Source organism: Mesorhizobium marinum, assembly GCF_040813675.1.
Lineage (GTDB): Bacteria > Pseudomonadota > Alphaproteobacteria > Rhizobiales > Rhizobiaceae > Mesorhizobium_K > Mesorhizobium_K marinum.
This window is the reverse complement of the sequence record NZ_JBFOCI010000003.1, coordinates 551,186-577,218: the sequence shown is the minus strand read 5'-3', so window position 1 is coordinate 577,218 and position 26,033 is coordinate 551,186. Positions and strand designations below refer to the sequence as shown.

The 26,033-nt window shown below is 63.8% G+C and carries 33 protein-coding genes; 13 read left to right on the top strand and 20 right to left on the bottom strand.

The annotated features are described in order from the left end of the window. The first annotated feature begins 317 nt into the window (after nucleotides 1–317). From ABUE31_RS13650 to ABUE31_RS13640, 3 genes are all read left to right on the top strand, one after another. Entirely contained in the window at nucleotides 318–1,310 is a 993-nt protein-coding gene (locus ABUE31_RS13650; protein WP_367724152.1) for a hypothetical protein, read from the top strand. Continuing rightward, entirely contained in the window at nucleotides 1,307–1,873 is a 567-nt protein-coding gene (locus ABUE31_RS13645) for a hypothetical protein (RefSeq protein WP_367724151.1), read from the top strand. The genes ABUE31_RS13650 and ABUE31_RS13645 overlap by 4 nt, the downstream gene beginning before the upstream one ends. Nucleotides 1,874–2,019: 146 nt before the next feature. Then, nucleotides 2,020–2,448, top strand: coding sequence for a hypothetical protein (locus ABUE31_RS13640; protein WP_367724150.1), 429 nt, complete (start codon nucleotides 2,020–2,022; stop codon nucleotides 2,446–2,448). 74 nt (nucleotides 2,449–2,522) lie between these two features. Here the strand turns inward: ABUE31_RS13640 and ABUE31_RS13635 are convergent, their stop codons facing one another. Continuing rightward, a complete protein-coding gene (locus tag ABUE31_RS13635; protein ID WP_367724149.1) occupies nucleotides 2,523–2,843 on the bottom strand; it encodes a Rap1a/Tai family immunity protein in 321 nt (106 codons plus the stop codon). 132 nt (nucleotides 2,844–2,975) lie between these two features. On the opposite strand from ABUE31_RS13635, the gene ABUE31_RS13630 reads away from it, so the two are divergent. Both ABUE31_RS13630 and ABUE31_RS13625 read left to right on the top strand, forming a co-directional pair. Further along, on the top strand, nucleotides 2,976–3,761 hold the full coding sequence (locus ABUE31_RS13630) for a hypothetical protein (RefSeq protein ID WP_367724148.1): 786 nt from the start codon (nucleotides 2,976–2,978) through the stop codon (nucleotides 3,759–3,761). A gap of 210 nt (nucleotides 3,762–3,971) precedes the next feature. Beyond that, nucleotides 3,972–4,442 (top strand): GIY-YIG nuclease family protein, encoded by a 471-nt coding sequence (locus ABUE31_RS13625; protein ID WP_367724147.1) that lies wholly within the window; start codon nucleotides 3,972–3,974, stop codon nucleotides 4,440–4,442. 16 nt (nucleotides 4,443–4,458) lie between these two features. Here ABUE31_RS13625 and ABUE31_RS13620 read toward each other — a convergent pair whose 3' ends face one another. Both ABUE31_RS13620 and ABUE31_RS13615 read right to left on the bottom strand, forming a co-directional pair. Next, on the bottom strand, nucleotides 4,459–4,641 hold the full coding sequence (locus ABUE31_RS13620; RefSeq protein ID WP_367724146.1) for a hypothetical protein: 183 nt from the start codon (nucleotides 4,639–4,641) through the stop codon (nucleotides 4,459–4,461). Continuing rightward, a complete protein-coding gene (locus tag ABUE31_RS13615; protein WP_367724145.1) occupies nucleotides 4,638–5,483 on the bottom strand; it encodes an HK97 family phage prohead protease in 846 nt (281 codons plus the stop codon). The genes ABUE31_RS13620 and ABUE31_RS13615 overlap by 4 nt, the downstream gene beginning before the upstream one ends. Between ABUE31_RS13615 and ABUE31_RS13610 the strand changes: the two genes are divergently transcribed. After that, entirely contained in the window at nucleotides 5,470–5,604 is a 135-nt protein-coding gene (locus ABUE31_RS13610; RefSeq protein WP_367724144.1) for a hypothetical protein, read from the top strand. The two genes, ABUE31_RS13615 and ABUE31_RS13610, sit on opposite strands and share 14 nt — an antisense overlap. Nucleotides 5,605–5,731: 127 nt before the next feature. Here the strand turns inward: ABUE31_RS13610 and ABUE31_RS13605 are convergent, their stop codons facing one another. Genes ABUE31_RS13605 through ABUE31_RS13595 form a run of 3 tightly spaced genes read right to left on the bottom strand, consistent with a single transcriptional unit; the run spans nucleotide 5,732 to nucleotide 6,883 of the window. After that, nucleotides 5,732–5,989 carry a hypothetical protein gene (locus ABUE31_RS13605; protein WP_367724143.1) on the bottom strand — a complete coding sequence of 86 codons (258 nt, stop codon included), beginning with the start codon at nucleotides 5,987–5,989 and terminating at the stop codon, nucleotides 5,732–5,734. Further along, nucleotides 5,971–6,573 carry a hypothetical protein gene (locus ABUE31_RS13600; protein ID WP_367724142.1) on the bottom strand — a complete coding sequence of 201 codons (603 nt, stop codon included), beginning with the start codon at nucleotides 6,571–6,573 and terminating at the stop codon, nucleotides 5,971–5,973. The genes ABUE31_RS13605 and ABUE31_RS13600 overlap by 19 nt, the downstream gene beginning before the upstream one ends. Continuing rightward, nucleotides 6,551–6,883, bottom strand: a complete 333-nt coding sequence (locus ABUE31_RS13595) for a hypothetical protein (protein WP_367724141.1) — start codon at nucleotides 6,881–6,883, stop codon at nucleotides 6,551–6,553. The genes ABUE31_RS13600 and ABUE31_RS13595 overlap by 23 nt, the downstream gene beginning before the upstream one ends. A 328-nt stretch (nucleotides 6,884–7,211) precedes the next feature. Here ABUE31_RS13595 and ABUE31_RS13590 point away from each other — a divergent pair, with 328 nt between their 5' ends. Continuing rightward, entirely contained in the window at nucleotides 7,212–8,990 is a 1,779-nt protein-coding gene (locus ABUE31_RS13590; protein ID WP_367724140.1) for an acyl-CoA dehydrogenase family protein, read from the top strand. A gap of 12 nt (nucleotides 8,991–9,002) precedes the next feature. Continuing rightward, nucleotides 9,003–9,752, top strand: a complete 750-nt coding sequence (locus tag ABUE31_RS13585; RefSeq protein ID WP_367724139.1) for a crotonase/enoyl-CoA hydratase family protein — start codon at nucleotides 9,003–9,005, stop codon at nucleotides 9,750–9,752. A 3-nt stretch (nucleotides 9,753–9,755) separates the two neighbouring features. Here the strand turns inward: ABUE31_RS13585 and pdxH are convergent, their stop codons facing one another. Further along, nucleotides 9,756–10,373 carry a pyridoxamine 5'-phosphate oxidase gene (pdxH, locus tag ABUE31_RS13580; RefSeq protein ID WP_367724138.1) on the bottom strand — a complete coding sequence of 206 codons (618 nt, stop codon included), beginning with the start codon at nucleotides 10,371–10,373 and terminating at the stop codon, nucleotides 9,756–9,758. Between the two features lie 42 nt (nucleotides 10,374–10,415). On the opposite strand from pdxH, the gene ABUE31_RS13575 reads away from it, so the two are divergent. The 3 genes from ABUE31_RS13575 to ABUE31_RS13565 all read left to right on the top strand — a co-directional run bounded on the left by ABUE31_RS13575 (nucleotide 10,416) and on the right by ABUE31_RS13565 (nucleotide 12,892). Further along, complete coding sequence (locus ABUE31_RS13575) at nucleotides 10,416–10,877, top strand: RT0821/Lpp0805 family surface protein (protein ID WP_367724137.1); 462 nt, start codon at nucleotides 10,416–10,418, stop codon at nucleotides 10,875–10,877. Between the two features lie 135 nt (nucleotides 10,878–11,012). Beyond that, complete coding sequence (locus ABUE31_RS13570) at nucleotides 11,013–11,954, top strand: DnaJ C-terminal domain-containing protein (protein WP_367724136.1); 942 nt, start codon at nucleotides 11,013–11,015, stop codon at nucleotides 11,952–11,954. A 122-nt stretch (nucleotides 11,955–12,076) separates the two neighbouring features. Next, nucleotides 12,077–12,892, top strand: coding sequence for an HAD family hydrolase (locus ABUE31_RS13565; RefSeq protein ID WP_367724135.1), 816 nt, complete (start codon nucleotides 12,077–12,079; stop codon nucleotides 12,890–12,892). Nucleotides 12,893–12,962: 70 nt separating this feature from the next. Here ABUE31_RS13565 and ABUE31_RS13560 read toward each other — a convergent pair whose 3' ends face one another. Further along, nucleotides 12,963–13,724 (bottom strand): SDR family NAD(P)-dependent oxidoreductase, encoded by a 762-nt coding sequence (locus tag ABUE31_RS13560; RefSeq protein WP_367724134.1) that lies wholly within the window; start codon nucleotides 13,722–13,724, stop codon nucleotides 12,963–12,965. 178 nt (nucleotides 13,725–13,902) lie between these two features. On the opposite strand from ABUE31_RS13560, the gene ABUE31_RS13555 reads away from it, so the two are divergent. Continuing rightward, the gene (locus ABUE31_RS13555; RefSeq protein ID WP_367724133.1) at nucleotides 13,903–14,307 is read left to right on the top strand and encodes a DoxX family protein; all 405 of its coding nucleotides are present in this window, start codon (nucleotides 13,903–13,905) and stop codon (nucleotides 14,305–14,307) included. A gap of 33 nt (nucleotides 14,308–14,340) precedes the next feature. Here ABUE31_RS13555 and purF read toward each other — a convergent pair whose 3' ends face one another. From purF to rpsF, 12 genes are all read right to left on the bottom strand, one after another. Continuing rightward, nucleotides 14,341–15,804: an amidophosphoribosyltransferase gene (gene purF, locus ABUE31_RS13550; RefSeq protein ID WP_367724132.1), complete on the bottom strand. Its 1,464-nt coding sequence runs from the start codon at nucleotides 15,802–15,804 to the stop codon at nucleotides 14,341–14,343. Nucleotides 15,805–15,890: 86 nt separating this feature from the next. Continuing rightward, nucleotides 15,891–16,577: a CvpA family protein gene (locus ABUE31_RS13545; protein WP_367724131.1), complete on the bottom strand. Its 687-nt coding sequence runs from the start codon at nucleotides 16,575–16,577 to the stop codon at nucleotides 15,891–15,893. Nucleotides 16,578–16,604: 27 nt separating this feature from the next. Further along, nucleotides 16,605–18,008 (bottom strand): DNA repair protein RadA, encoded by a 1,404-nt coding sequence (gene radA / locus ABUE31_RS13540; RefSeq protein ID WP_367724130.1) that lies wholly within the window; start codon nucleotides 18,006–18,008, stop codon nucleotides 16,605–16,607. Further along, nucleotides 18,008–18,448, bottom strand: coding sequence for a hypothetical protein (locus ABUE31_RS13535; RefSeq protein ID WP_367724129.1), 441 nt, complete (start codon nucleotides 18,446–18,448; stop codon nucleotides 18,008–18,010). The genes radA and ABUE31_RS13535 overlap by 1 nt, the downstream gene beginning before the upstream one ends. 2 nt (nucleotides 18,449–18,450) lie before the next feature. Next, nucleotides 18,451–18,708, bottom strand: coding sequence for a type II toxin-antitoxin system Phd/YefM family antitoxin (locus ABUE31_RS13530; protein WP_367724128.1), 258 nt, complete (start codon nucleotides 18,706–18,708; stop codon nucleotides 18,451–18,453). Between the two features lie 70 nt (nucleotides 18,709–18,778). Then, on the bottom strand, nucleotides 18,779–20,269 hold the full coding sequence (locus ABUE31_RS13525; RefSeq protein WP_367724127.1) for a replicative DNA helicase: 1,491 nt from the start codon (nucleotides 20,267–20,269) through the stop codon (nucleotides 18,779–18,781). Between the two features lie 230 nt (nucleotides 20,270–20,499). Beyond that, nucleotides 20,500–21,462, bottom strand: coding sequence for a small ribosomal subunit Rsm22 family protein (locus tag ABUE31_RS13520; protein WP_367724126.1), 963 nt, complete (start codon nucleotides 21,460–21,462; stop codon nucleotides 20,500–20,502). 2 nt (nucleotides 21,463–21,464) lie between these two features. Further along, nucleotides 21,465–21,788, bottom strand: a complete 324-nt coding sequence (locus ABUE31_RS13515) for a YnfA family protein (RefSeq protein WP_367724125.1) — start codon at nucleotides 21,786–21,788, stop codon at nucleotides 21,465–21,467. A gap of 205 nt (nucleotides 21,789–21,993) precedes the next feature. Further along, on the bottom strand, nucleotides 21,994–23,301 hold the full coding sequence (locus tag ABUE31_RS13510; RefSeq protein ID WP_437344123.1) for a cyclopropane fatty acid synthase: 1,308 nt from the start codon (nucleotides 23,299–23,301) through the stop codon (nucleotides 21,994–21,996). 180 nt (nucleotides 23,302–23,481) lie between these two features. Then, complete coding sequence (gene rplI, locus ABUE31_RS13505; protein WP_367724123.1) at nucleotides 23,482–24,060, bottom strand: 50S ribosomal protein L9; 579 nt, start codon at nucleotides 24,058–24,060, stop codon at nucleotides 23,482–23,484. Between the two features lie 206 nt (nucleotides 24,061–24,266). After that, on the bottom strand, nucleotides 24,267–24,515 hold the full coding sequence (gene rpsR / locus ABUE31_RS13500) for a 30S ribosomal protein S18 (protein WP_367724122.1): 249 nt from the start codon (nucleotides 24,513–24,515) through the stop codon (nucleotides 24,267–24,269). Next, nucleotides 24,515–24,973, bottom strand: a complete 459-nt coding sequence (rpsF, locus tag ABUE31_RS13495) for a 30S ribosomal protein S6 (RefSeq protein WP_367724121.1) — start codon at nucleotides 24,971–24,973, stop codon at nucleotides 24,515–24,517. Before rpsF ends, rpsR begins: the two co-directional genes overlap by 1 nt. 493 nt (nucleotides 24,974–25,466) lie before the next feature. Here rpsF and ABUE31_RS13490 point away from each other — a divergent pair, with 493 nt between their 5' ends. Further along, nucleotides 25,467–26,000 (top strand): SRPBCC family protein, encoded by a 534-nt coding sequence (locus tag ABUE31_RS13490; protein WP_367724187.1) that lies wholly within the window; start codon nucleotides 25,467–25,469, stop codon nucleotides 25,998–26,000. Nucleotides 26,001–26,033: the final 33 nt, after the last annotated feature.

Here is a 26,033-nt window from a genome sequence, read left to right as displayed (position 1 = left end):
CTCAAGGTGCTCGCGGGCTGCCTCGGCGTCGGTGTAGATCGGTGCGGTGATGTCCATAACGGTAACTCCTTGGTTCCGTTATGAGTCCACCCCCTACTTTTGTCAAGTATATAATTAGGAATTATGTCCCATTGATGGACAGGGAGGACGTAGGTTTGCCCACATTCGAGAACGCGACTAACCCGCCCAAGCCGACCCACAGGAAGCCGAAAATCGAGTTGCGTAAAAGCTTCGGATAAATAGTCGCCAGACGTTGGTCATTCTTGAAGTTGTGAAACATGCGTCTATTCTACGCGCCTCACGCAGAGAGGAGCGGCATGAGAACGCAGCAGATTCGCGATATTTTATACCTTGATTGTCAGGTGCGGTCCGACCCTGAAACGTCGCCCCTGAAATCGATGGAATGGATCGCCGACAAGATCGTTGAACTTGCTGCCGATAAAGCAAATACGACGTACTGGTCACGAGATCGACGCAAGAAGATATACATCCGGTCTCACCAAGTCGTTGGTAGGGTGCTCTGGCTTCTGCTCTATTCAAACGATGCTGACGCTCCCGATGCGTCCTTTGCTCACTTAGAAACCGACGATCAACGAGATGAGGCTAAGGCCGAAGGCGAAGGTCGTCCGGAATCTGCGCATATCGCGATAAGTCTTGACGAAGTGCCCAAGCGGCGGTTTCGCTACCTCATGATGTTGGAAGAAGCTCCAACGTTGCCGAGGGCACGCGTCGAGCGGTATTTCAATCACCTCCTGCGCCAAATCAAACGCGTGCATCCGGATGATTTTTCCCATCCCCATCCAAGCGGCGCCGTCAAGGATGGGCAGCCCGTCATGCAAAAGTATAAGAATCGAGTGGAATTGTTGGGGCATCTGTCCAACAAATTTCGCGACGACATTGAAGCAGGAGCGTTAAGAGGAATCGCGCTAGAGACGTCATCAACCGAGCGGATTGGCTTTGGTGAGGGTCGGCGTGTGTATCCGGTAAAGAAGTCGATTGTGCTCTCCGCACGGACAACGTGGAGCGATGCGCCGCTAAGGACGATTGGAGAGGCAATCACCCTTGGGAAACGGAACGACCTAGAGGTTGCCAGAATTAGCTTCTCTTCCGCCGACAACACCAATCATACGGCGTTAATCGACACTGATAGCGGCAATGTGTTGAATGACGGATATATTAAGAAGTCGCGGGTAAGTGGCATTGGAGTTATGCTTCCGGAAGCAAGCGTGGTGATATCCGATCGCTTGCAAGCGAGGATGTTACGCCTGCTTGATGATGAAATGGAGGCCCTAAAGGGTCCGCAACGATGATTATGTATCAGTTGCTGCGCCCATTGGCGTACATGTCCATCAGAGATGACAGCAAGTGGAAGATCGACATTCTTCTTCCAATGCTATTTTCCATATTGGCAACCTGTACAATTTATGCGCTTCCAGTTGCGCCTGTCATTTTCGGAAAAGACGGTGTAATCCAGCTTCTGATGGGTCTTTTCCAAATCTTGCCCGGTTTCTATTTAACCGCACTCGCAGCAGTCGCAACGTTTAATCGACCTGACATGGACAACTTGTTGCCGGATCCGGCTCCAACGGTTGAGGTGTCTGTCCGTGGGCGATCAACCAAGATTGAGCTAACGCGCAGGCGTATGCTGTCTATGTTATTTGGATATCTAACCTTTCTTTCTTTCGGCATCTACTTCGTCTCGTTGGCAGCCCAAATAGGTGCACCTAGCGTAGTCGCGATGACACCGGCATGGCTGTTGTGGTACGTCCGATGCGCATTCTCGGTGGGTTTCGGCTTTTTACTCTGGCAGATGATATTTATCACGCTGTTTGGCCTCTATCAGCTTTCAGACCGTATGCATCAGCCCGATTGAGGCGGGCTGCGGCACAACGGGGCATTTCGGGCATGCCCCATCCGTCGAACTCTGCTCACAGTACCCATAGCTGGCCTTGTTAGTACCAAGCGTTTGCTGCCGAAGGGGCGATGCAGATATTCAGGTGCGCAAGGAGGAGAAGAGAAATGGACTGGGCAGGTGCTCTTTCGGCAGTGGCGACAGCTGTTGGCATTGCAAAGGACCTTCGCGAAATTGACCAAAGTCTCGACAATGCTGGCATGAAGGCGCGTCTGGCTGACGTCATTAGCAATCTAGCGGATGTTCGAATGGCGCTTGTCGATGCGCGAGATGAAGCTATTGAAAAAGATCGGGAAATTGATCGTTTAAGGGAGGCGTTCTATTGGCGAGGCAATCTGGTTGAGGTGAACGGTTTCAAGTATGAATCTTTTGAGGACGGCAGCCCCCGTGGATCGGCGTTCTGCCCACGATGTGAACAGAACGCGGGACGCTTTTATCGCATGGGCTTCGTAGTTGGTGGTGCCCATAAATGCCCGGAATGCAAGACCGACTATATGCGAGTAAGAGAGTTCATTTGGGACCGCAAGCTGATTTGAGATAGCTCCCGTCACTCCTTCGGCAAAGTCGCGGATGCGACACGGAAAGCGGAGGGGAGCTATCGCCTCGGTCCCTAGGTACACGGCCAAGCCGAGATGATGGCTTTATATGCGAGATTGAAAGCGGGTTCCTGTCGAGACTGGGGATTGGCTTCAAGGTATCGGCAGACAACGTCTCTAACCTGACTTGCCTTTGCGCCAAGTGGAATGCATGCGTCACCTTTACGAGCCGCTGATTCTGCCGCGCCCACTGCAAAGCCCAGTGTCAACCCAAATGGATTTGTCTGGCAACCTTCGTGGATTTCGTTGCCGTCATACCAGGTGTCTGAATATTGTGCGGCGGCCGACACCGTGAAGCCGAGGACGAACAGCAAAGCAGCTGCAATTGTTCTCATATGTGATCCCCTCCCAAGACACACTGGCAATTGCCCACCAAAAGCATCTACGAAAAAAGCGCTTAGCTAACAACGGTTGGCGCTAAGAGCGGGTTTTCGTTACAAACATCGCTGGATAGGGACGGAAAAGCCATGATGGAAAACGAGGACGCCATTCGCGAGCTGAGCGAATTCAAAGACCTGCTCAAGAAATGGGATGGCAGGGATGGTCGGGTTAGCAGGGCAGATCGCTTAACCCTAAAAGAGAGAGAAGAGGTCCGTGCCGAGATAATGCAGCGCAAGTCATCCGTCGAAAACATCGTGTCACAGGCTGGCCGTGCGAGAACAGTAACTATTACGCCTCCTCCGATCGTAGGCGGTCTGATACTTCGTGATCGCGATCCATTCGACATGCTGCTGAACGCTCCCTACGGCATGGATATGATCTCCGTTGTCATCGATATGATCGATGAGTCTATCGGTGCCATCAAAGGGGGAGCGCTGACGCGGACTCCACGAAATGAGCCTGCGGTCAAACTAGAGATTGAAAAGAGCTACGCGTTTATCGCGATGGCAATTGACCCGTCTGACAAGGCCGCGGTCGATGTTTTAGACACCATCAAGGATGCGGCCGCTAAGCGCGGAATCAAAGCGGAGCGTGTTGACGAGCAGCATGCCAATACAAGAATTACGGATAGAATTCTCTCCAGCATTCGGCGTGCAGAGTTTGTTATCTGTGACCTTACAGGCAACAGGCCTAACGTCTTCTACGAGGCTGGCTACGCGCACGGTCTAGGGAAGCTGCCGATTTATGTCGCCCGGAAGGACACCGACATCCAGTTCGACATCCACGACTATCCCGTTATCTTCTATGAGAATATGCGAGAACTGCGCGATGGCCTCACCGCCAGGCTTGAAGGGCTTGCAGCGAAGGGCTGAGAGGAGAGCACTTTGAAACTGGGCCTCAGTGCCTTGCCAGTAGCGCTGCTAGTGCCCCAAGGGACGAGCCAACTGCCGAGAACGCATGCATTTCCTCACACGACAATGCTGCAAAAGCTCAGATGGACAAAAACCGCGTTGGCGAACTGTCTGGCTTTGATTCCTAAGCAGTAACGTCCCGCTGATGCCAACTGCCCGGGAGCGATTTCGATGCACGAGGAGTTTCTGCGTTTTACTGACAATCTGGCTTCAAAATTCGAAGCACTCGTGGGGCAGACTCCGGCCACAAACGGTGTGTTGCCCGCTAGTTTCAGGGGCTCTGGCGTCTACCTTTTCAGCGAGAACGGGAAGCGCCTCTACGTTGGCCGTACACGCGACGTGCGCAAACGCTACGGTGAGCACACGCGACCATCGAGCGGCGACAAAAAGGCACCGTTCGCCTTCAAGCTCGCGCGCCACGCAACCGGCTTTATCACGTCGAACTACAGACCGGGCGAAATGTCCCGCGCAGGTCTGATGCTGAACCGGGTTTTCGCTCTCGCATTTTCTGAGTCACTCGAACGCGTTCGCAATATGGAGTTCCGCTTCATCGAAGAGGTTGACCCAACCCGTCAGTGCTTGCTCGAAATATATGTTAGCGTAGTATGCCGCACTCCATACAACGACTTTAATACGACGTGACGCGAGCTTGTGGCGTTCAATAGCGCGGTTTGGTGCCCGGACTGAACTTGCACGCGAGCATTTCGACGAAGTTCTTCTTCACCTGATTGAGGTTGCGCAGATGCGCTGCGCGCTCGGGCGTCATTGCGGGGGCCACGTCCGACTTGTCGCTCGGGATTGTCGGCATACTGGCATCTAGGGTTTGCTTGTGATCGGTCATTGCATCACCGCGTTTTCGTTGGCTGGGAATGGGACGAGCGAGACTTCAAACAGATCGCCCCGGTTGACTTGAAGATATTCGGCTCCCTTGGCGTCCTTCTTGAACTCGTAGTCCTGAAGCATGAAGCCAACGGAAAACGAATGCCCACCGACCGCCTTGATCGCTGCGTAGCGATCCTTGACGTAAGGGATGTCCAAAGACAGTTGCGCCGCGATCTCTAGCCCACTTGGCCCGTATGCCAGACGGGTGATCGCGCCCGCCGGTTTCGACCAATCATGATCGAGCAGCAACTTGATACCGCGAGGTCCGGTAAGCCCACGATCCTTGATGGCGTCCGAGAACGCGCCGTCGAGCACGACATGCCCGACGCTATCCATCGCGGAAGTCGAGGCGAGGCCGCGGATGGCGCCGGTATCGTTCGGGGCGAATTTGTAGACCTCACCGATCCCTGACGACTGCATGAGCGAGGACGTCGCTTTGATCCGTAGCCATCGCGCTTCGATCCCTGCAAGCGTCAGCCGCGTATCGAGCAGCGACTTTGCGAAACCGTCAAAAGGGGACGGCTTCCTACCCTCCGTTGGCAGAAGGTCAGTCGCTTTTGAGACGCTGCCATCCCAGTTCACAATCTGCTTGCCTTTCCAGAACAGGTCGCGTGACTCGTATGATAGGGCTGCTATCTCTTTCGACTGGGGGAAGAACCTCGACAGCAGTTTCTCCGCCGCGGCGGCGGATCGCGCGCTCTTGAGGATCAACACGGCTTCGTGCGCTGCCGAACGCCCTCGCACCAGCCCCTGTTTGACGAGATGCTTCTCGAATGACGAATGCTCAGTGAACGACGGCACGATCTTCTCCAAGATAGAATTGGGCAAGCTCAACGATCCGCCTGGCATCATCGCCGGACGCCGCAAGGCGGTTTGCCAGCAGCCACGCTTCAAGCTGCTTGGTGGTTTTGATTTGCGGTGAGACGGGTAACTGCGACTGCATGAGTCGATTCCGGATTGCTCGCGAATTGCTGCAAGAGAATTCGCCTCGTTGAACGATGCGACGTTGGATGACGATCGCTTGATCTGTAAATGAGATCGAGGACGCGTTATCTGCGTCCGAACGAGAAGAAGGCCGCAGCGCCGTCGGCCAGTTTCCGGGCTGCGGATCGCGCTTCGCGCACGTCGCTTTCATATGGCGACTGGTCGCCGCGCTGGACGGCACAGCGCCGACGCAACTCGGCTTCATATTCCTTGTTGGCGGCTTCACGCTGCTGTCGCTGATATTCGCGGTCGATGACGTGCTGCCTTTGCGCCTGCCGATGCAGGTCCCATGCTGAGGTCTCGCTCATGAATGCGGTCTCCATTGCGGGGCCATCGCGACCAAGTGTGTTAGTTCCTGTGGCGCAGGTTGTTCTTTGACCTTCGGCTTGCCCTGCTGACGCGCCTTGCTCGTCGCCATGCGCTCGTTGTGGATGCGGTGGACGATCTCGGTTGCCGTTTCGCGTTTCGCGCGATGCTCGGCGATGCTAACCAGAACAGCCTCTTCATCAATCTCGATTGTGCCGCGCGGCCGCAGCGGGTCGGGCGATGCACTCGGCTCGACAGGCTCGCCAATGGGGGTCGGCGCAGGCAAAGGGTTCTCGGGAACATCGACAAGCGGCGGCACGGCAGGCATGCGCGGCGGAAGATCGGGAAGGTGCGAATAGCTTCGGATACGCTCAACCTCGGGCAGTTGCTGGAAGTTGGAGAAGTCCTCGCGAAGAAACTTTCCGGCCGGGATCGCAACGATGTCGAGCCCCGGAATTTCGGAGGCTTCGCTCACGCGTGTCAGTCTGCCGTCAGCATTGACCTGCCACAGGATGACGGACGCCATCTCCTGCGAGGCAGGAACGTCGCCATACTGCTTTTTGAAGGCGTCGAGTTCCTTACGTAAGTTGAGCTTGGACATTCGATGTTCGCTGGGCCTTTAGCTGCTTCAACTCGTCGCGCATCTTCTCCACCTCGGTCAGGTCGACGCGCTTCTTCAGCATGTCGATAAGTGCCTCGCCGTCCTCCAGCGAACATTCGCCCCGCGCCGTTGCCTCTATGACCTTGTCGATCGCCTCGAAAACGGTCAGACCTTTCAAGTCGCCGATGTCCACATAGCGTCCCGGCTTCCCCGCGCCCCAAGCGATGATGTTCTCGCACGCTCGCACCTGCGCTGATGCGGCCTTTGGGTCGAGCATCAGAATGCCGAGCTGCGTGATCGCCAATTCCAAATGGTCTCGGGAGTGCCTAGAAACGATCGAGCGCGCATCGCTTTGGCAGGCTGCTTCGTCGTGCTGCGCTATCGGCAACGGAGGGGGAGGGGGTACTGTCATCGCGGTCGCCTCGTATGCGTACGTTGCGCGATGATGGGTGACTGCCTGCGGGGGCGTCAACGGGTGCGAGGGATTTTTGCGAGTGTGAAATGTGTGTGATGTATTTGATTTTTTTATATGATTTTGGTTGGTTTGATTCTTACGTAAAAAGGCGGTAGCCGCTGGTCATCAAGGCGGATAGGGTCGCCGTACGGAGATCCGCCGACGGCAGGAGGTTGAGCAGGACATGTACCGCGCGCCCGTTGATGAGATCGCTTTCACGCTGAAGGACGTCGCCGGCTTGCGCCGGGCGCTGGATGAGGGCCGCCTCGGCGACCTCTCCGTCGATCTCGTCGATGCGATCCTCGCCGAGGCCGGGCGCTTCGCCACCGAGGAGGTGGCGCCGCTTGGCACGGTCGGCGACCGGAACGGCCCGGTTCTGAAGGACGGAGCCGTGACCACCACGCCCGGCTGGAAGGACCTCTACCGGCGCTGGGCCGAGGGCGGCTGGAACTCGCTGACGGGCCCCGAGGAATTCGGCGGGCAGGGGCTTCCGACCATGCTCAGCGTGGCGACGCTCGAGATGTGGAACTCGGCCGCCATGGCCTTCGCGCTCTGCCCGACGCTGACGATGGGCGCGGTCGAGGCGCTCGACAAGCACGCGACGGACGCATTGAAGCGGACCTACCTGCCGAAGCTGGTCTCCGGCGAATGGACCGGCACCATGAACCTGACCGAGCCGCAGGCGGGCTCCGACCTCAACGCCCTGCGCGCCCGCGCCGAACGGGCCGCCGACGGCACCTACCGCATCTTCGGCCAGAAGATCTTCATCACCTACGGCGAGCAGGACTTTTCCGACAACATCGTGCACCTCGTGCTGGCGCGCCTGCCCGACGCGCCGGCCGGCACGCGCGGCATTTCGCTCTTTCTCGTGCCGAAACTCCTGGTCGACGCGGACGGTACGCCCGGCCGCCGCAACGACGTGTTCTGCGCGTCGCTGGAACACAAGCTTGGCATCCATGGCTCGCCGACCTGCACCATGATCTTCGGCGACGGCTTCGTCGCCGGCGAGGAGAAGGGCGCGGTGGGCTGGCTGGTCGGCGAGGAAAACAGGGGCCTCGCCTGCATGTTCACCATGATGAACAATGCGCGCCTTGCCATCGGCCTGGAGGGCGTCGGCATCGCCGAGGCCGCCTTCCAGAAGGCGCTGGCCTTCGCCAACGAACGCCGGCAGGGCAAGGCGTCCGGCTGGTCGGGCGACGGCATGGCGCCGATCGTCCATCATCCCGACGTGCAGCGCATGCTGCTCACGATGCAGGCGCACACGCGCATCGCCCGCTCGATCAGCTTCTGCTGCGCCCATGCGCTCGACATGGCGCGAGTGTCGGAGGGCGGCGAGAAGATCCACTGGCAGGAGCGCGCCAACCTGCTGACGCCGGTCGCCAAGGCCTATTCGACCGACATCGGCAGCGAGGTCGCCTCGCTCGGCATCCAGGTGCATGGCGGCATGGGCTTTGTCGAGGAGACCGGCGCGGCGGCGCTCTACCGCGACGCCCGCATCGCCTCGATCTACGAAGGCACCAACGGCATCCAGGCGATCGACCTGGTCACCCGCAAGCTGCCGCAGTCGGACGGCGCGCATGTGCATGGCTACATCGCCGAACTGGCGGCCACGGTCGCCGCGTTCGGTAAGTCCGGCATCGACGGGGCCGCGGCGGCCGCGGCGCGGCTGGACCAGTCGATCGAGGACCTGACGGCCGCGACGCGCCATCTCCAGTCGATGCTGGCCGCCGGCGAGACGGACCGGGCGCTGGCCGGCGCCACGCCCTATCTCAGGCTCTTCGCGCTGGCCGCCGGCGGCGCCTGCCTGGCGCGCGCGGCGCTTGCCGATCCGTCGCCGCAGCGCGTCGCGCTCTGCCGCTTCTTCGCCGAAAACATGGCTGGCGACACGGTGTCGCTGCGCGGGCAGGTTGTCGGCGGGGCGGACGGCCTGCTTGCCGCCGGCAGGCACCTGGTCGCCGGCTGACGGGGGAACGACATGACCGAACACATCCTTGTCGAGCGGCATGGACCGGTCCAGGTCATCCGCATGAACCGGCCGGACAAGAAGAACGCACTGACCCGCGCCATGTACCAGGCGATGACGGCCGCGCTGGTCGAAGGCGACGCCGACGGCGCGGTGCGCGCGCATGTGGTGTTCGGGACGCCGGGCGCCTTTTCGGCGGGCAACGACATCGCCGACTTCATGGCGGTCGCGACCGGCGGCGAGGCGGGCCTGGAGGTGATGGACCTGCTCGGCGCGCTCGCCATGTCGCAGAAGCCGATCCTGTCGGGGGTCGACGGTATCGCGGTTGGCATAGGCACGACGATCAACCTGCATTGCGACCTGACGTTCGCGACGCCGCGCACGGTCTTCCGCACGCCATTCGTCGATCTGGGGCTGGTGCCGGAGGCCGGCTCCAGCCTGCTTGCGCCGGCCATCCTCGGCCGCCAGCAAGCCTTTGCGATGCTGGCGCTCGGCGAGGGTTTTTCCGCCGAGAGGGCGAAGCAGACTGGCCTCATCTACGAGGTCGTCGAGGAGGACCGGCTGGAAGGGGCGGTGATGGACGCCGCGGCGGTCGTCGCGGCAAAACCGCCCGAGGCGCTCAGGATCGCGCGCGACCTCATGCTCGGCCCGCGCGACCGGCTTGTCGAGCGCATCCGCGAGGAGGGTGCGCTCTTCCGCGAGCGGCTGAAGTCAGACGAGGCGCGTGCCGCCTTCCTGGCCTTCATGACCAGGAAGAAGTAGCGGTTACGGATAGAGCCGGGTCTTCTGCCAGCCGCCTTCTGCGGTGCGGCTGAACTGGATGCGGTCGTGCAGGCGGAACGGCCGGTCGTGCCAGAACTCGATCTGCTGCGGCACGATGCGGAAGCCTGACCAGTAGGCCGGCCGGGGAATCTCCCCGATCGCATAGCGCGTCGTGTATTCGGCCACCGCCTTTTCCAGCGCGAACCGGCTTTCCAGCGGGCGCGACTGTTTCGACGCCCAGGCGCCGATGCGGCTGCCGCGCGGGCGGGTGGCGTAGTAGGCGTCGGCCTCGGCGTCGGTGACGATCTCGACCGGCCCGCGCACCCGGACCTGCCGGCGCAGGCTCTTCCAGTGAAAGCACATGGCCGCCTTCATCGAGGACAGGATCTCGCGGCCCTTGGCGCTCTCGAAATTGGTGTAGAAGACGAAGCCCGCCTCGTCGAACCCCTTGAGCAGCACCATGCGCACATCCGGCAGGCCGTCTTCGTCGACGGTCGCCAGCGCCACGCCGTTGGGGTCGTTGGGTTCGCTTTTCGTGGCGTCTTCAAGCCACTCCGAAAACAGCCTGAACGGCTCGGAACGGCTGGTGAAGTCACTACTCGTTAACTCTGTATCAGTCATAATTTAACCATTGGGCCCATCTGTTTGCGGGGAGATTGCCGATTGTCGCGCGCCGCGCAAGCCGTTCAGCCGTGGATTTCCGGTGGCCCAGGCCAGGGCGCGCGCCTCGCGGCGCTCTTCTGCGCCTGCATGGCGCTGTCGGCCTGCGGTGCGGGCGGGTTCAGCCTGGCCAAGGCCGACGTCGACCGCAGCCTCTATACCAGCAACGTGCCGGCGACGCGCGCACCCGCCGACGCCGAGCGCCTGTCCGACGAAGCGACCATCCGCAACGCGGTGACGTCGGCCGACATCGAGGCGCTGGGCGGCGCGCCGCTGCCATGGGCGAACGCCGACACCGGCTCGCGCGGCCAGATCGCCGACATCGTCGAGAAAAAGGGCGAGGGCAAGCTCTGCCGCCAGTTCAGCGCCACCCGCGAGAGCTTCGACGGGGTCGCCATGCTGAGGGGAGAGGCCTGCATGGTCAGCGCCGGCATCTGGCGCATCGAGCGCTTCAAGGCGCTCTAGCGCCAATCCGGTTGCGGCGCCGGCGCGCCATTGCCGAAAATCGGTTACATTTGGGCCGCGCGCGGCACTGGAATTTCTTCCTAGCCGGTCGCATATAAGGAGCACCCCTAATTCCGTTAATCGCAGGCAGAGACAATGCGCGATCCCTATGAGGTGCTGGGCGTTGCGAAAAGCGCCTCGGCCAAGGACATCAAGGCGGCCTATCGCAAGCTCGCCAAGAAGCATCATCCGGACCAGAATCCCGATGACGCCAAGGCGAAGGACCGGTTCGCCCAGGCCAACCAGGCCTATGAGATCCTCGGCGACGAGAAGAACCGCGCGGCGTTCGATCGCGGCGAGATCGATGCAGAGGGCAAGCCCCGCTTCCAGGGCTTCGAGGGCTTTCACCCCGGCACCGGCGCGAGCGGCGATCCGTTCGCGGGATTTCGCCGCCAGCAGGCGGGCCCCGGCGGCCAGCGCTTCGAGTTTCGCAGCGGCGGCGGCGACCCGTTCTCCGGAGGCGACGCCGGCGACATCTTCTCCGAGCTGTTCGGCCAGGCTTTCGCGCAGCGCGGCGGCGCGCAGGGCGCCGGCGGCCCGCGCCAGGCCCCGCCCGGCCGCGACATCAACGTGACGCTCGACATCACGGTCGAGGAGGCCGCAACCGCGCCGAAGGTCACCGCGCAGTTTCCCGACGGCCGCAAGATCGCCGTCAAGCTGCCGGCCTTCGTCGAGGATGGCCAGACGATCCGCCTGAAGGGGCAGGGCGAGCAGGGCATGGGCAAGCCCGGCGATGCGCTGGTGAAGATCCGCCTGCGCAAGCACCCGCGCTACCGCGTCGAGGGCCGCGACCTGCATGTCGACCTGCCGGTGCCGCTCAAGGATGCGGTGCTCGGCGCGAAGCTCGCGGTGGAGACGCCGACCGGGCGCATCGCGGTTACCGTGCCGGCATGGTCAAGCTCGGACAAGGTGCTGCGCCTCAAGGGCCGCGGCCTGACCGAAAAGGCCGGCGGCCACGGCGATCTCTACGTCCATGTGCGCGTCATGCTGCCCGAAGGCGGCGACGCCGAGCTTGAAACGCTGATGCGCCATCGCTGACGGCTTTGCGGGGTTCGTTGCGGAGCGGCTTTGGCGAAGCTCTGCCGACGCGGGCGCCGACGTGCCCGGCAATTGAATTGGCGGATGGGGCAGGGCAGAACGGTCGGGAGGAGGAATCGGACATGCCGACGCCGCCGCGCCTGACAACCATCGGCTTCGACGCCGACGACACGCTCTGGCAGAACGAGCAGTTCTACCAGGCAACGCAGGCGCGCTTTCTCGAACTGCTCAAGGACCACGCAGCACCCGATGACCTGCAGGACCGGCTGCTCCAGGTGATGCTCCGGAACATCAAGACCTACGGTTTCGGCATCAAGAGCTTCACGCTGTCGNCAGCACCCGATGACCTGCAGGACCGGCTGCTCCAGGTGATGCTCCGGAACATCAAGACCTACGGTTTCGGCATCAAGAGCTTCACGCTGTCGATGGTCGATGCGGCGATCGAGGTGAGCGACGGGCGCGCGCCGGCATCGGTCATCAAGGACATCCTCGCGGCCGGCCGCGAGATGGCGGCGCATCCCGTCGAGATCCTGCCGCATGCCGGCGAGACGCTGCAGGCGCTGGCAGGACATTATCGGCTGGTGCTGATCACCAAGGGCGACCTCGTCGACCAGGAGCGCAAGATCGCGCAGTCCGGGCTCGGCGGGCTGTTCGAGGCGGTCGAGATCGTCAGCGACAAGAACCGCGCGACCTACGAGCGGATTTTCGGCCGGCACGGCGGCGGGCCGGCTGCGAGCATGATGATCGGCAATTCGCTGAAGTCGGACGTGCTGCCGGCCATCGCGGCCGGAAGCTGGGGGGTCTATGTCCCGCACGACCTGACCTGGGCCTACGAGCATGCCGAGGCGCCCGAGGACGAGGCCCGCTTCAGGCAGGTGGCCGATCTCGGCGACATACCCGGTCTGGTCGCGGAGATCGCGCGGGCCAGCGGGACGTGAACCGCGCCGCGGCGACCGATTTAGCGGGCGGTGGCCGGCTACGCGGCCGGCGGAACCGGCTTGGCGACGATCACTCCGGCAGGCTGTGGGCGACGAACCGGCCGGTGCGGACCTGATAGATCTTGCCGGTCTCGGTCAGCGCCGGATCGACCAGGCGCATGATGTGTGCGGCCGTCTCGGAAGGGTGGGGCAGCGTCTCGGGATTCTCGCCCGGGATGGCCAGCGCGCGCATCGCGGTGCGCGTGCCGCCCGGATCGAAGGCGTTGACGCGCAGCGCCATGTTGCGGGTCTCGTCGGCCCATGACCTGGCCAAAGCCTCGACGGCCGCCTTCGAGGCGGCGTAGGGCGCCCAGAATGCGCGGCCCGAATGCGCGGCGCTCGACGTCATCACCACCGCGCGGCCGGCGTCGGAGTTGCGCAGCAGCGGGTCGAGCGAACGGATCAGCCGCCAGGTGCTCGTCACGTTGACGGTTATCACCTTTTCGAAGGTCTTCGCCTCGACATGGCCGATCGGCGAGATGACGCCGAGCATGGCCGCGTTGGCGACGAGGATGTCGAGCTTCTGCCAGCGGTCGTTGATCGCTCCGCCCAGGCGATCGATGGCCGGCATGTCGGTCAGGTCGAGCGGCACCAGCGTCGCCGCGCCCTTGCCGGTGCGGGCGTGCTCGGCCTTGATCTCGTCGTCGAGGTCTTCCAGCCCGCCCACGGTGCGCGCCACTGCCACCACATGCGCGCCGGCCGCCGCGAGCTGCCTGGCCACGAAGTAGCCGATGCCGCGCGATGCGCCGGTGACGACCGCGATGCGGCCGGTGAGATCAGGGGTTGCGATCATGGGTGCGTCCGGTCCTGCCAAGCATGAAGCCGCACCAGATAGGACGAATTGGCCGGCGGCGAAAGCCTGCCGGCCGGTTCGCCGGGCATTTCTCGGCGCAGTGGCCGGCTTTTTGCCGGAACCGTGTCGGATCGGCTGGCGCTCGTTCGTCATCGTGACAGCGCAGATGGAGGAACGAATGGGACGGACCGCAGCAATCCTGGCCGCAAGGCTGATCTTCGCCGGCGTCTTTGCCATGGCGGCCGGTTTCAAGTTCGCGGGGATGCCGGATACCGCGGCCTATATCGCCGCCGCCGGATTTCCGGTCCCGCTGCTTCTCGCGTGGCTGGCGGCGATATTCGAGGTCGCGCTGGTGCTGGCCTTCCTGACAGGCGCCTTCTTCTCCGAAGCGGCGCTGCTCGGCGGCATCTACGTGATCTTCCTCGCCTTCGCGTTCCACGGTCCGTCGCACTGGGAGGGCAACCAGGCCGAGTTCGGCTTCTTCGTCGACCACTTCACGTTCCTGGCGGGGCTGCTCTACGCCTGGGCCCATGGTCCGGGCGAGCGCCTGGCCATTCGCAGGGGCGTGTTGGCCCAGGCCTAGCGGGAGACGGGCGCCCGGCGGCGGAGTTCTTCGCTACTGGCCGCCAGAGGCAAGGATCGAGAGCGTGCGGACATTGTCCGAGCCCTCGTGGTCGAGCAGGCGCGTCGGGTACTGCGCGGTGAAGCAGGCGTCGCAATATTGCGGCTGCTCCTCGTCGCGCCTTGCCTCGCCGACGGCCCGGTAGAGGCCATCGATGGAGAGGAAGCCGAGCGAATCGACGCGGATGAAGTCGGCCATCTCGTCGACCGACATGCGCGAGGCCAGGAGCTTGGCCGTCTCGGGCGTGTCGACGCCGTAGAAACAGGATGACCGCGTCGGCGGTGATGCGATGCGCATATGCACCTCGCGCGCGCCGGCCTCGCGCACCATCTGCACGATCTTCTGCGAAGTCGTGCCGCGCACGATGGAGTCGTCGACGAGCACCACGCGCTTGCCCTCGAGCATGCGCCGGTTGGCGTTGTGCTTCAGCTTCACGCCCATGTGGCGGATGGAATCGGTCGGCTGGATGAAGGTGCGGCCGACATAGTGGTTGCGGATGATGCCGAGTTCGAATGGCAGGCCAGCCTGCTGCGAGAAGCCGATGGCGGCCGGCGTGCCGGAATCCGGCACCGGCACGACGATGTCGGCGTCCACGGGGTTCTCGAGCGCCAGTTCCGCGCCGATGCGCTTCCTGACGTCGTAGACGTTGCGCCCCTCGACCGAGGAGTCCGGTCTTGCGAAATAGACGTATTCGAAGATGCAGAAGCGCGGCTTCTGCTGCTCGAAGGGGAAAATGCTGTCGATGCCCCGGGGCGTGATGACGACCATCTCGCCGGGCTTGATGTCGCGCACGAAGCGCGCGCCGATGATGTCGAGCGCGCAGGTCTCGGAGGCGAGGATCCAGGCGCCGTCGAGGTCGCCGAGAACCAGCGGGCGGATGCCGAGCGGATCGCGGCAGCCAATCATCTTCTTGGAGGTGAGCGCGACCAGGGAGAACGCGCCCTCGACCTGGCGGACCGCCTCGATGAAGCGCGAATTGATGTCGCGCTCCTTGCTGAAGGCGACGAGGTGGAGAAGCGTCTCGGTGTCCGAGGTGGAGGAGAAGATCGCGCCCTGCTTCTGCAGCGCGCGCTGCACCGTCATTGCGTTGGTGAGGTTGCCGTTGTGGGCGATGGCGAGGCCGCCCTCGGACAGTTCGGCGAACAGCGGCTGCACGTTGCGCAGGCCCGAGCCGCCGGTGGTGGCGTAGCGCGTGTGGCCGATGGCGCGGGTACCCTTCAGGCGCTCGATGACGGCGGGCTTGGTGAAGTTGTCGCTGATCAGCCCGACATGGCGCTCGACGTGAAACTGCGAACCGTCATAGGAGACGATGCCGGCGGCCTCCTGGCCGCGGTGCTGCAGCGCATGAAGGCCCAGCGTGACGATCGCCGCCGCGTCCTGGCGGCCGAAGATGCCGAATACGCCGCACTCGTCGTGAAAATGATCGTCGGCCTCGGCCAGCAAGGGAGCGTCTGCCATGGGGGCGTTCTCGCGTCAGAAAACCGACATATAGTGCACGGCGGCCTTGTGCGCCACCGTCGTGGGGTTGATGCGCAGCCCGGCCGCTATTCGGCCGGCGGGGCGGAGTCGTCGAGCTGCTCTTCCGGCAGGATGTCCTCTGGCGCCTCCTCGGGCGCGTCCATCAGGCTTTCGTCCGGCGTCTCCTCGACCGGCGGTTCGGCCGGCGCCGGGGCGGCAGGCTGCGCGGCGGCCGGTGTTTCCGGAGCCGGTTCCGCGTCGTCGCCCGGCGTCAGGCGCTTCAGCAGCGAATTGTCGGGATCGTCGGGCAGCAGGCCCTCGAGCGTCGAGCCGATCGATTCGAGCAGCGGCCGCGACTTGGCATTGGCGATCCAGGCCGGCGTGTTGGCCCCGACCAGCCAGTTGAAGAACAGGAGGCCGACCGCGACGACCAGGATGCCGCGCGCCGCGCCGTAGAGGAAGCCCAGCGTCCGGTCGAGCGCGCCGATCCTGGAATCGATGATCCAGTCGGCGATCTTCATGGTAATGACGGTGACGACGATCAGGGCGATGACGAAGACGATGCCCGCGGCGGCGACCATCGCGATCTGGTCGTTGTCGATATAGGGCTGCACATAGGGCAGCACCATCGGATAGAGGAAGAAGGCCGCCGCAGCGGCCGCAACCCAGGATGCGATCGACAGGATTTCTCGCGACAGGCCGCGCACCATCGCAAGCATGGCCGAGACGAGGGTGAAGCCGACGAGAATTCCGTCCAGCAGCGTTATCGGCATAGTGCCCCACTCCTTAGGTGACCGGCGTCACTCCATGTCCTCGGCGCTGCCGCGCTTTGACCCGGCTATGCGTATCACTAGGTCGGTCAACGTCCCTGGCTGGAACGAGCGTCCAGCCATCGGGCCGGACGGCTCCTCGCTCCCCTGCGGGAATACCGCTTGCCCGAACCCCAGCTTCTCGGCCTCCTTGAGCCGTTGTTGCGCGTGCGCGACAGGCCTGATGGCGCCCGATAGGCTGATTTCGCCGAAATAGACGCAATCGGCGGGAAGGGCAAGACCGGTGAGGGACGAGACCAGCGCCGACGCGACCGCCAAATCGGCGGCGGGCTCGGAGATGCGATAGCCGCCGGCGACATTGAGATAGACGTCGTGCTGGCCGAATCGCACGCCGCAATGGGCTTCCAGCACGGCCAAGACCATCGCCAGCCTCGGCTGGTCCCAGCCGACGACGGCACGGCGCGGCGTGCCGAGAGACGACGGCGCGACCAGCGCCTGGATCTCCACGAGCACCGGACGCGTGCCTTCCATTCCGGCAAAGACCGCCGCGCCCGGCGCCTTGGCGTGGCGCTCGCCGAGGAACAACTCGGAAGGATTGGAGACTTCGCGCAGACCCTTGTCCGACATCTCGAAGACGCCGATCTCGTCGGTCGGGCCGAAGCGGTTTTTCACCGCGCGCAGGATGCGGAAATGGTGGCCGCCTTCGCCCTCGAAGTAGAGGACGGCGTCGACCATGTGCTCGACCACGCGCGGACCGGCGATCTGGCCTTCCTTGGTGACATGGCCGACCAGCACGACCGCCGCGCCTGTGGATTTCGCGTAGCGGATGATCGCCTGGGCGGCGGCCCGGACCTGGGTGACCGTGCCAGGCGCCGAATCGGCGAGGTCGGTCCACAGCGTCTGGATGGAATCGAGGATGACGAGGTCGGGGCGCCTGCCTTCTGAGAGGGTCGCGAGGATATCCTCGACATTGGTCTCGGCCGCGAGTTCGACGGGCGCCTGGGATGCGCCGAGGCGCTGCGCCCTCAGCCTGACCTGTGCGACCGCCTCTTCGCCCGAGACATAGACGATGCGGTGTCCCTTGCCGGCCAGTGCGGCCGCCGCCTGCATCAGCAGCGTCGACTTGCCGATGCCGGGATCGCCGCCGACCAGGACGGCCGAACCCCTGACGAAGCCGCCGCCGGTGGCGCGATCGAGTTCGGCGATGCCGGACGGGATGCGCGGCGCGTCCTCGATCTCGCCGGCAAGCGAGGTCAGCGCGACGACGCGGCCCTTGCGCGGGCTGCGCAGCGCCTGCGGGCCGCCGCCGATGCCGCCGACCGTGTTCTCCTCGACGATGGTGTTCCATTCGCCGCAGGCGTCGCACTTGCCGGCCCAGCGCGTGCTGACATTGCCGCAGGACTGGCAGATGAACTGGGAGCGGGGCTTGGCCATCAGTCGGTCCTGGAAACGAGGCGGGCGCGACGCCGGTGGTGCTCGCGCAGAAAGGCATCGCGAACCTTGCGGAAGAGATCTGCCGGAAGTTCGCCGTAAGCGACAGTCGCGACGGTACCTCTGACCACGGGGCGCAGATCGGGGCCTGGCCAACCGAACCTGTTGGCCTCCGAGATGACGATCCACGAACGCTCGTGGTCGAGGCCCAGACGTTGCTTTGTCGCCAGGGGTACTTCGACCGCGGCCTGGCCCGGCGCCGGGGGAGTGTGGGTCACCGGCAGCACGACGACATGCGTTTCATGATCCGCCAGCAAGGTCGCAAGCACGATTGCACAGGGCCTGTCCTTGCGGCCTTCCTCGCTACCGCGATCATGCTCATCGGCCCAGAGATAGCTGTACCTGATGACAAGACCCGGAACCGGTTTGGGAAGCGTCGCCAAGCTCAGCGGTCAAGTTCGTGGTTGAACGCTTCCGACGCCGCAGACGGCTCGGCCTTCTCGATCGCTTCGATCATCTCGTCGGTGAAGTCTTCGAGCCGGAGCACCTGGCGGTCGCGCCGCTTGAGGCGGTTGTACTCCTCGGTCGAAATCATCACCGTCCGTTCCCGCCCATTGCGGGTCACGGCAATCGGCTGCGTGAGCGCCAGGTCCTGGTAGCGGCCGATGTTGCGCTGGAATTCCGCCGAACTGACTTTGATCATGTTCACAAGCCTTTTCATGCATCTTATGCATCACGCATATAATGCATGAGACGCTGATTTTCAGCAACGACTACTCATACCGTTCCGGCAGGTGGTGTTCCTCGGCGAGGTCGGAGAAGCGGGTGTACTCGCCGGTAAAGGCGAGCGAGACCGTGCCCGTCGGGCCGTGGCGCTGCTTGGCGATGATCACTTCGGCCTTGCCGCGCGCCTCGTTCATCTCGGTTTCCCACTTGATGTACTCCTCGGTGCCGGGCTTCGGCTCCTTGTTCTTGAGGTAGTACTCCTCGCGGTAGACGAACAGCACCACGTCGGCGTCCTGCTCGATCGAGCCCGATTCGCGAAGGTCGGAAAGCTGCGGGCGCTTGTCGTCGCGGTTTTCGACCTGGCGCGAGAGCTGGGACAGCGCGATGATCGGCACACCGAGTTCCTTGCCGAGCGCCTTGAGGCCGGTGGTGATCTCGGTGATTTCCTGCACGCGGTTCTGCGAGGCGCGCGCCGAGGTTCCCTGCATCAGCTGGATGTAGTCGATCACGATCACGTCGAGGCCGCGCTGGCGCTTCAGCCGCCGGGCACGCGCTGCCAGCTGCGCGATCGAGATGCCGCCGGTCTGGTCGATGTAGAGCGGGATCTTCTGCATCGTCTGCGAGCAGGCGACGAGCTTCTCGAAATCGGTCTCGGTGATCTCGCCGCGCCTGATCTTGGAGGAGGGGATTTCCGTCTGTTCCGAGATGATGCGGGTGGCCAGCTGCTCGGACGACATTTCCAGCGAGAAGAAGCCGATCACGCCGCCATTGGCGGCCTTGAACGACCCGTCCGCCTGCTGCGCCGGCTCGTAGGCGTGGGCGATGTTGAAGGCGATGTTGGTGACGAGCGAGGTCTTGCCCATGCCGGGACGGCCGGCCAGCACGATGAGGTCGGAAGGCTGCAGGCCGCCCATGCGGCGGTCGAGGTCGCGCAGGCCCGTGGCGACGCCGGACAGATGGCCGTCGCGCATGAAGGCGGCGTTGGCCATGTCGACCGCCGTCTTCACCGCGTCGGTGAAGCTTTCGAAACCGCCGTCATAACGACCGGTCTCGGCAAGCTCGAAAAGCCGGCGCTCGGCGTCCTCGATCTGCTCGGACGGGCTCATGTCGACCGGGGCGTCGTAGGCGATGTTGACCATGTCTTCGCCGACGGTGATCAGCGCGCGGCGGGTGGCGAGGTCGTAGATGGCGCGCCCGTAGTCGGCCGCGTTGATGACGGTGACGGCTTCAGCGGCGAGGCGTGCCAGATAATGCGCGACCGTCATGTCTCCGACCTTCTCGTCGGCGGGAAGGAAGGTCTTGATGGTCACCGGGTTGGCCATCTTGCCCATGCGGATGAGCTCGGCCGAGACTTCGAAGATCTTGCGGTGCAGCGGTTCGTAGAAATGTCCGGCCTTGAGGAAGTCCGAGACCCGGTAGAAGGCATCGTTGTTGACGAGGATGGCGCCGAGCAGCGCCTGCTCGGCCTCGATGTTGTTCGGCGCCTCGCGGTAAAGCGGTGTCTCCGCCACTTCGAACTTTCGCGCTGCCTCTGCCATCTCGATTCCGATCCCCTGGCCCGACCCATCCCGTATCAGAGTCGGCGGCGAAGCGAGCAACTATCGACGCAGCTTGGAAGGCGGCCCCCGCTGTCCACAGCGGTCCACAGGCTGGCGGCCCATGCAGACGAATCCCGGTTGACTCGATTCGAGAGCAGACAATACCGCGTAGCGAACAGAATGGGAACAAAAACCGGCCGGGCTTCGCCGCAGGGCGTGGTCGGGACGGTCTACAGCAGATCGCCCCAATCGCGCCTGCGCGCGTCCTTGTACGCCTGTCCGTCGCGTTTGCTGAAAAGCCGTGTTCCCGCCGACCCGTCGGCGCGGCAGAGCTTCAGGGTCACGCGTCCCTTGGCATGGTCGGGAGCGGCGATGATGCGATCCGCGTGCGTCGCGACCGGTCGCCGGGAAGCCGCGAGGTAGATGAACTTTTCGTCTTCCCAGGGGACGTCCGCGTTCTTGGTCAGGCGATGCACGCGGGCGCGGGCGACGCGCCTGGAGAAATGGCACCAGTCGGGCGGCGAGAGCGGGCAGGGGGTGGCGTGCGGGCAGGGCGCGGCGATGTGCGCGCCAGCCGCGACAAGCCGTTCGCGAACGGCAAGGATGCGGCGCCAGCCGGCGGGCGTGCCCGGCTCGACGACCAGCAGGACTTGCGCCGTCAGCGCCCACAGCCTGTCCGCCAGCGGGCCGATCGCCTCCGGCGGCAGTTCGTCCAGCACGTAGGAAAGCGTCACCAGGTCGGCGGGGCCGGCGGCGGGCAGCGATCCGGTGGCGTCGCCGGCCAGCCAGTCGGCGGCGGGAAGCGGCGCATCGGAGGCAAGTGCGCGGCCGGCTTCGCGCGCCGCGCCGCTCGCCTCGACCATCGTCGCCCGTTCCAATGCAGGCCAGCAGTCGGCCGCGGCCCACAGCACCGTGCCCGGACCCGAGCCGACGTCGAGAAGGCTGGCGGGCGAGAGGCCGGGCATCGCCTCGGCGAGGTTTGCCATGCTGGCACGGACCGCGGCGTAGGTCGCCGGCAGCCGCGCGGCGAGATAGGCCTTGACCGCGGTGCCGTCGTCGAGATGCAGCCGGCCATCGCGCGTCTCGCTGCGGTAGCGGCTGGTCAGGCGACCCGAGGCGGCGCGCAACTGGTCGAGCGGTGTGCCTTCGAGGAAGCGGTCGACGGCCTGGCGGAGCGCGGGGGGCATTTCCATGGTCAGGCCGCCCGCGGCGCAAACAGGATGAGCGACGCGCCGGCGATGCAGATGGCGGCGCCGGCCAGGTCCCAGCGGTCGGGCCGCACGCCTTCGGCGAGCCACAGCCAGGCGAGCGAGGCGGCAATGTAGATTCCCCCATAGGCCGCATAGGCGCGGCCGGCGGCGCTGGTGTCGGCGAGCGTCAGCAGCCAGGCGAAGAGGATGAGCGAGGCGACGCCGGGGATAAGCCACAGCACCGACTTCTCCAGCCGCCACCACGCCCAGAAGGCAAAGCAGCCGGCGATCTCAGCAAGTGCCGCGCAGACGAAGACGGGTAAGGTCATGGCAGGGTTCCCCGACGACTCCGTCGTCATCCTCGGGCTTGTCCCGAGGGTCTGCGGCGGATTGAGGATATTAAGCTAATGCAGTTTCGATGTCGTTGTGGCCGATCGCCGTATGGCAGATCCTCGGGACAAGCCCGAGGATGACGGCGTCAACGGTTGGACGGTCTAAGCTCTGAGCGACGGACAGATGTCTGCCCGGCCTGCCTCAGGCTTTGTCGACCTTGCTTCGCCTGGCCGGAGCCTTCTTCGGCTTCGGCGCATCGGCCTTCTTGTCGACGCTGAGTTCCGACCCATGCCCGGAGCCGTGCAGGGCCAGCGCCTTCTCGGTCTTCTCGATGTAGCCGCGCGTCACCGGCAGCGTATCGTTCCTCCGGGTGAGCTGGATCTGGAAGACCATCAGGTCCTGCCAGCGGAAGGCGGCTTCGGAGCCGGCAAGATAGAAGTCCCACATGCGGCAGAAGCGCTCGTCGTAGAGCGCCTTCGCCTTGTCGCGATTGGCAAGGAAGCGGGCACGCCAGTTCTTCAGCGTGTCGGCGTAGTGCAGGCGCAGGATCTCGATGTCGTTGACCACCAGGCCCGACTTCTCGATCGACGGCAGCACTTCCGACAGGGCAGGGATGTAGCCGCCCGGGAAGATGTACTTGCGGATGAAGGCGCTGGTCGCGAAGGGCGGTCCGCTGCGGCCGATCGAGTGCAGCACCATCACGCCGTCGGGCTTCAGGAGTTGCGCGCATTTGTCGAAGAAGGTGCGGTAGTGGTTGACGCCGACATGCTCGAACATGCCGACCGAGACGATGCGGTCGAAGCGCTCGGAGATGTCGCGGTAGTCCTTGATCTCGAAATGCACGTGGTTCTCGAGGCCCTCGGCCTGCGCGCGCTCGGTCGCCACGCCGTGCTGCTCCGTCGACAGCGTGACGCCGAGCACGTCGACGTCGAAGGTCTTGGCGAGATAGAGGCCGAGGCCGCCCCAGCCGGAGCCGATGTCGAGCACGGTCTGGCCTGGCTTGGGCTGCAGCTTTGCGGCGATGTGACGCTTCTTGGCGGCCTGTGCCTCTTCAAGCGTCACGTCGGGATGCTCGAAATAGGCGCAGGAGTACTGCATGTCCTTGTCGAGGAAGAGCTTGTAGAGGTCGCCCGACAGGTCGTAGTGGCGCTGCACGTTGCGCTTGGAGCGGCTGGTCGTGTTGACCTGCTGGAAGCGGCGGAAGAGGTTGCGGGTGCTCTCGATCGTCTTCGACCAGAAGGCGTCGATGCCGGTCGGCGACATGTTCTGGAAGGCCACGCGCAAAAGGTCGAGCGTGTCGCCCTCGAGGAAGTCGACCTCGCCGTCCATGTAGGCTTCCGGCGCCGCCAGCATGGGGTCGATGGCGATCGCGCGCACGGCGCGTGTCGTCTTGATCTGAATGTGCACCGGATCGCCGGTGCCGTCGCCGAATGTATGCTTCCTGCCGTCTGGGCCGGTGATGCTGAGATTACCGGTGCGGACCAGACCCGAGACGACGCGGTTCAACATTTTCTTCACTGCAACCACCCCACTCCAATAGGAACGGATGGATACTGTGCCCAATCTGTCGCAGTTTGAAAAGTTCCCTCTGGCACAAAACGGCGACCAGGCGTCGGGCCAACTGCCTGAGCCGGATAGCAAAAAGCCCGGGCGAACCCGGGCTTTCCGTCAATTGCGGGCCTGAAGCGATCAGGCTTCCTCTTCGGCCTCGTCCGAGTTCGGATCGAAGAAGGCCTCGGGGCGGGCGTTTTCGTTGATGTCCTCGCCGTAGATCGCCTCGGCGGTCGTCAGCGTCTCGCCCTTCGCCTGGCGCTCGGCCTCTTCGGGCGAACGGGCGATGTTGAGGGTGACGGTGACCTCGACTTCCGGGTGGAGCGCGATGGCGACGTTGCTGAGGCCGATGGTCTTGATCGGCTGGTTCAGCTCGATCTGGTTGCGGGCAACGGTGAAGCCCTCGGCGGTCAGAAGGTCGGCGATGTCGCGGGTCGACACGGAGCCGTAGAGCTGGCCGGTCTCGCCGGCCGAACGCACCACGACGAAGCTCTTGCCGTCGAGCTGCTCGGCGACCTGGCCGGCTTCCGACTTGCGCTCGAGGTTACGTGCTTCGAGCTGGGCGCGCTGGCCTTCGAACTTCTTCTTGTTGGCTTCGTTGGCGCGCAGCGCCTTGCCCTTCGGCAGCAGGAAGTTGCGGGCGTAGCCGTCCTTGACGTTGACGGTGTCGCCCATCTGGCCGAGGCGGGAAATACGTTCGAGAAGAATGACTTGCATGGTTTCGTCCTTGTCTGGCCCGAGGGCCCTGAATCAAAAGACGAGATCAGGAAGCGGTTGCGCGTCGCGCCTGTTTCGCTGTCCTGCCCGTCAGGCAGTTAGGGTGGATCGCATCGACCACCCAACCCGGGATTTGTCATGTCCGTCCGCCGCGCCCGTCGCGGCGAAGGCCGGCGCGGACGAAAGGCCCGCGCCGGAATTCGGTCTCACTTCACCACGTAGGGCAGAAGCGCCAGGAAACGCGCACGCTTGATCGCCTGGGCGAGTTCGCGCTGCTTCTTCTGGCTGACGGCCGTGATGCGCGACGGCACGATCTTGCCGCGCTCGGAGATGTAGCGCTGCAGCAGACGCACGTCCTTGTAGTCGATCTTCGGCGCGTTGGCCCCGGAGAACGGGCAGGTCTTGCGGCGACGGTGGAACGGACGCCGGGTCGGGATCTGGTTGATGTCGACCATTATTCTGCGGCTCCTTCACCGGTTTCGCGCGGACGGCGCGGTCCACGATCACCGCGATCGCCGCGGTCGCCACGATCACCGAAGCCGCGGGATCCGCGGTCGCGATCGCCGAAGCCGCCGCGCTCGGAGCGCTCTTCGCGCTTCTGCAGCATGGCCGACTGGCCTTCCTCGTGCTTTTCGACCTTGAGGGTCATGAAGCGCAGCACGTCCTCCGAGAGGCCCATCTGGCGCTCCATCTCCTTCAGTGCCGCCGGCGGGCAGTCCAGATCCATCAGCGTGTAGTACGCCTTGCGGTTCTTCTTGACCCGGTAGGTGAGGGACTTCAGTCCCCAGTTCTCGACCCGGCCCACGCTGCCGCCGCCGGAGCTGATGACGCCCTTGTACTGTTCGACAAGTGCATCGACCTGCTGCTGCGACAGATCCTGCCGGGCAAGGAACACATGCTCGTAAAGTGCCATTGTTCGTTTGCCTTTCGTTTCACGTCCCTGTCCGGTTCCCGCGGCTAAGCCTCTGCGACTTGTCCAACCCGCCAGGCGGGAGAGAAAGGCGCATCTACGAGACGGTCGAGAGCGGAGACACGGGAGGCCGAAACCTTCTGGCTTCGACAGGGGGCGAACCCCCGGCCCTCCGTTCAGCCCCCAGCAGGACCGGCAGATTGCGGCGGTCCATACAGGGGAAGGCGGCGAATGGCAAGCACCGGGCCTGCGACACGCTTGCACGGCCCAGATGCGGGCGCGCCGCGGCGCCCGACGAATCTATATTCAACCGCAAGGTTGACAGTTGGTTCTGCAGGGCATACTGTAAACCAAATGGTTGAATTTAATGAGCCCCGATTTCGAACGACAACGCCTGCGCTTTCTCCAGCGGTTCTGGGCCGGACGCCTCGACGCGCTGGACAGGGTGCTGGCCGACCCGACCGACGTTTCAACGACGACTGAGAGGAACTGCACGATGACGAGACTGGCGACCCGCGATGCCTATGGCGCGTTGACCGAGCCGAACACGATAAGAATAGAGCGCCTCCTGCCGGGCCCTGTCGACCGGGTCTGGGCCTATCTGACCGACAGCGAGAAGCGCCGCCAGTGGCTTGCGGCCGGCGAGATGGAACTGAGGGTCGGCGCGCCGTTCGAACTCGTCTGGCGCAACGACGAGCTTTCGTCCCGCAAGGAGCCGAAGGTCAACGACTTCCCCGACGAGCAGCGGATGCACAGCCGGATCACCGAGGTCGATCCGCCCTACAGGCTGTCGTTCACCTGGGAAGGCAGCGGCGACGTGACAATGGAACTGACGCCGCTCGGCGACGAGGTCCTGCTCACCGTCACCCACCGCAGCCTGCCCGACCGCGATACGCTGATCATGGTCGCTGCCGGCTGGCACATGCATCTCGACACGCTTGCCGACCGGGCCGCAGGCGCCGAGCCGCAGCCATTCTGGAGCGGATGGCGGCGGCTGAGGGAAGAATACGACGCCCGCTTGCCCGCATAGCCCCAACGGCCGGCCGAGCCGGCGTTCCCGACA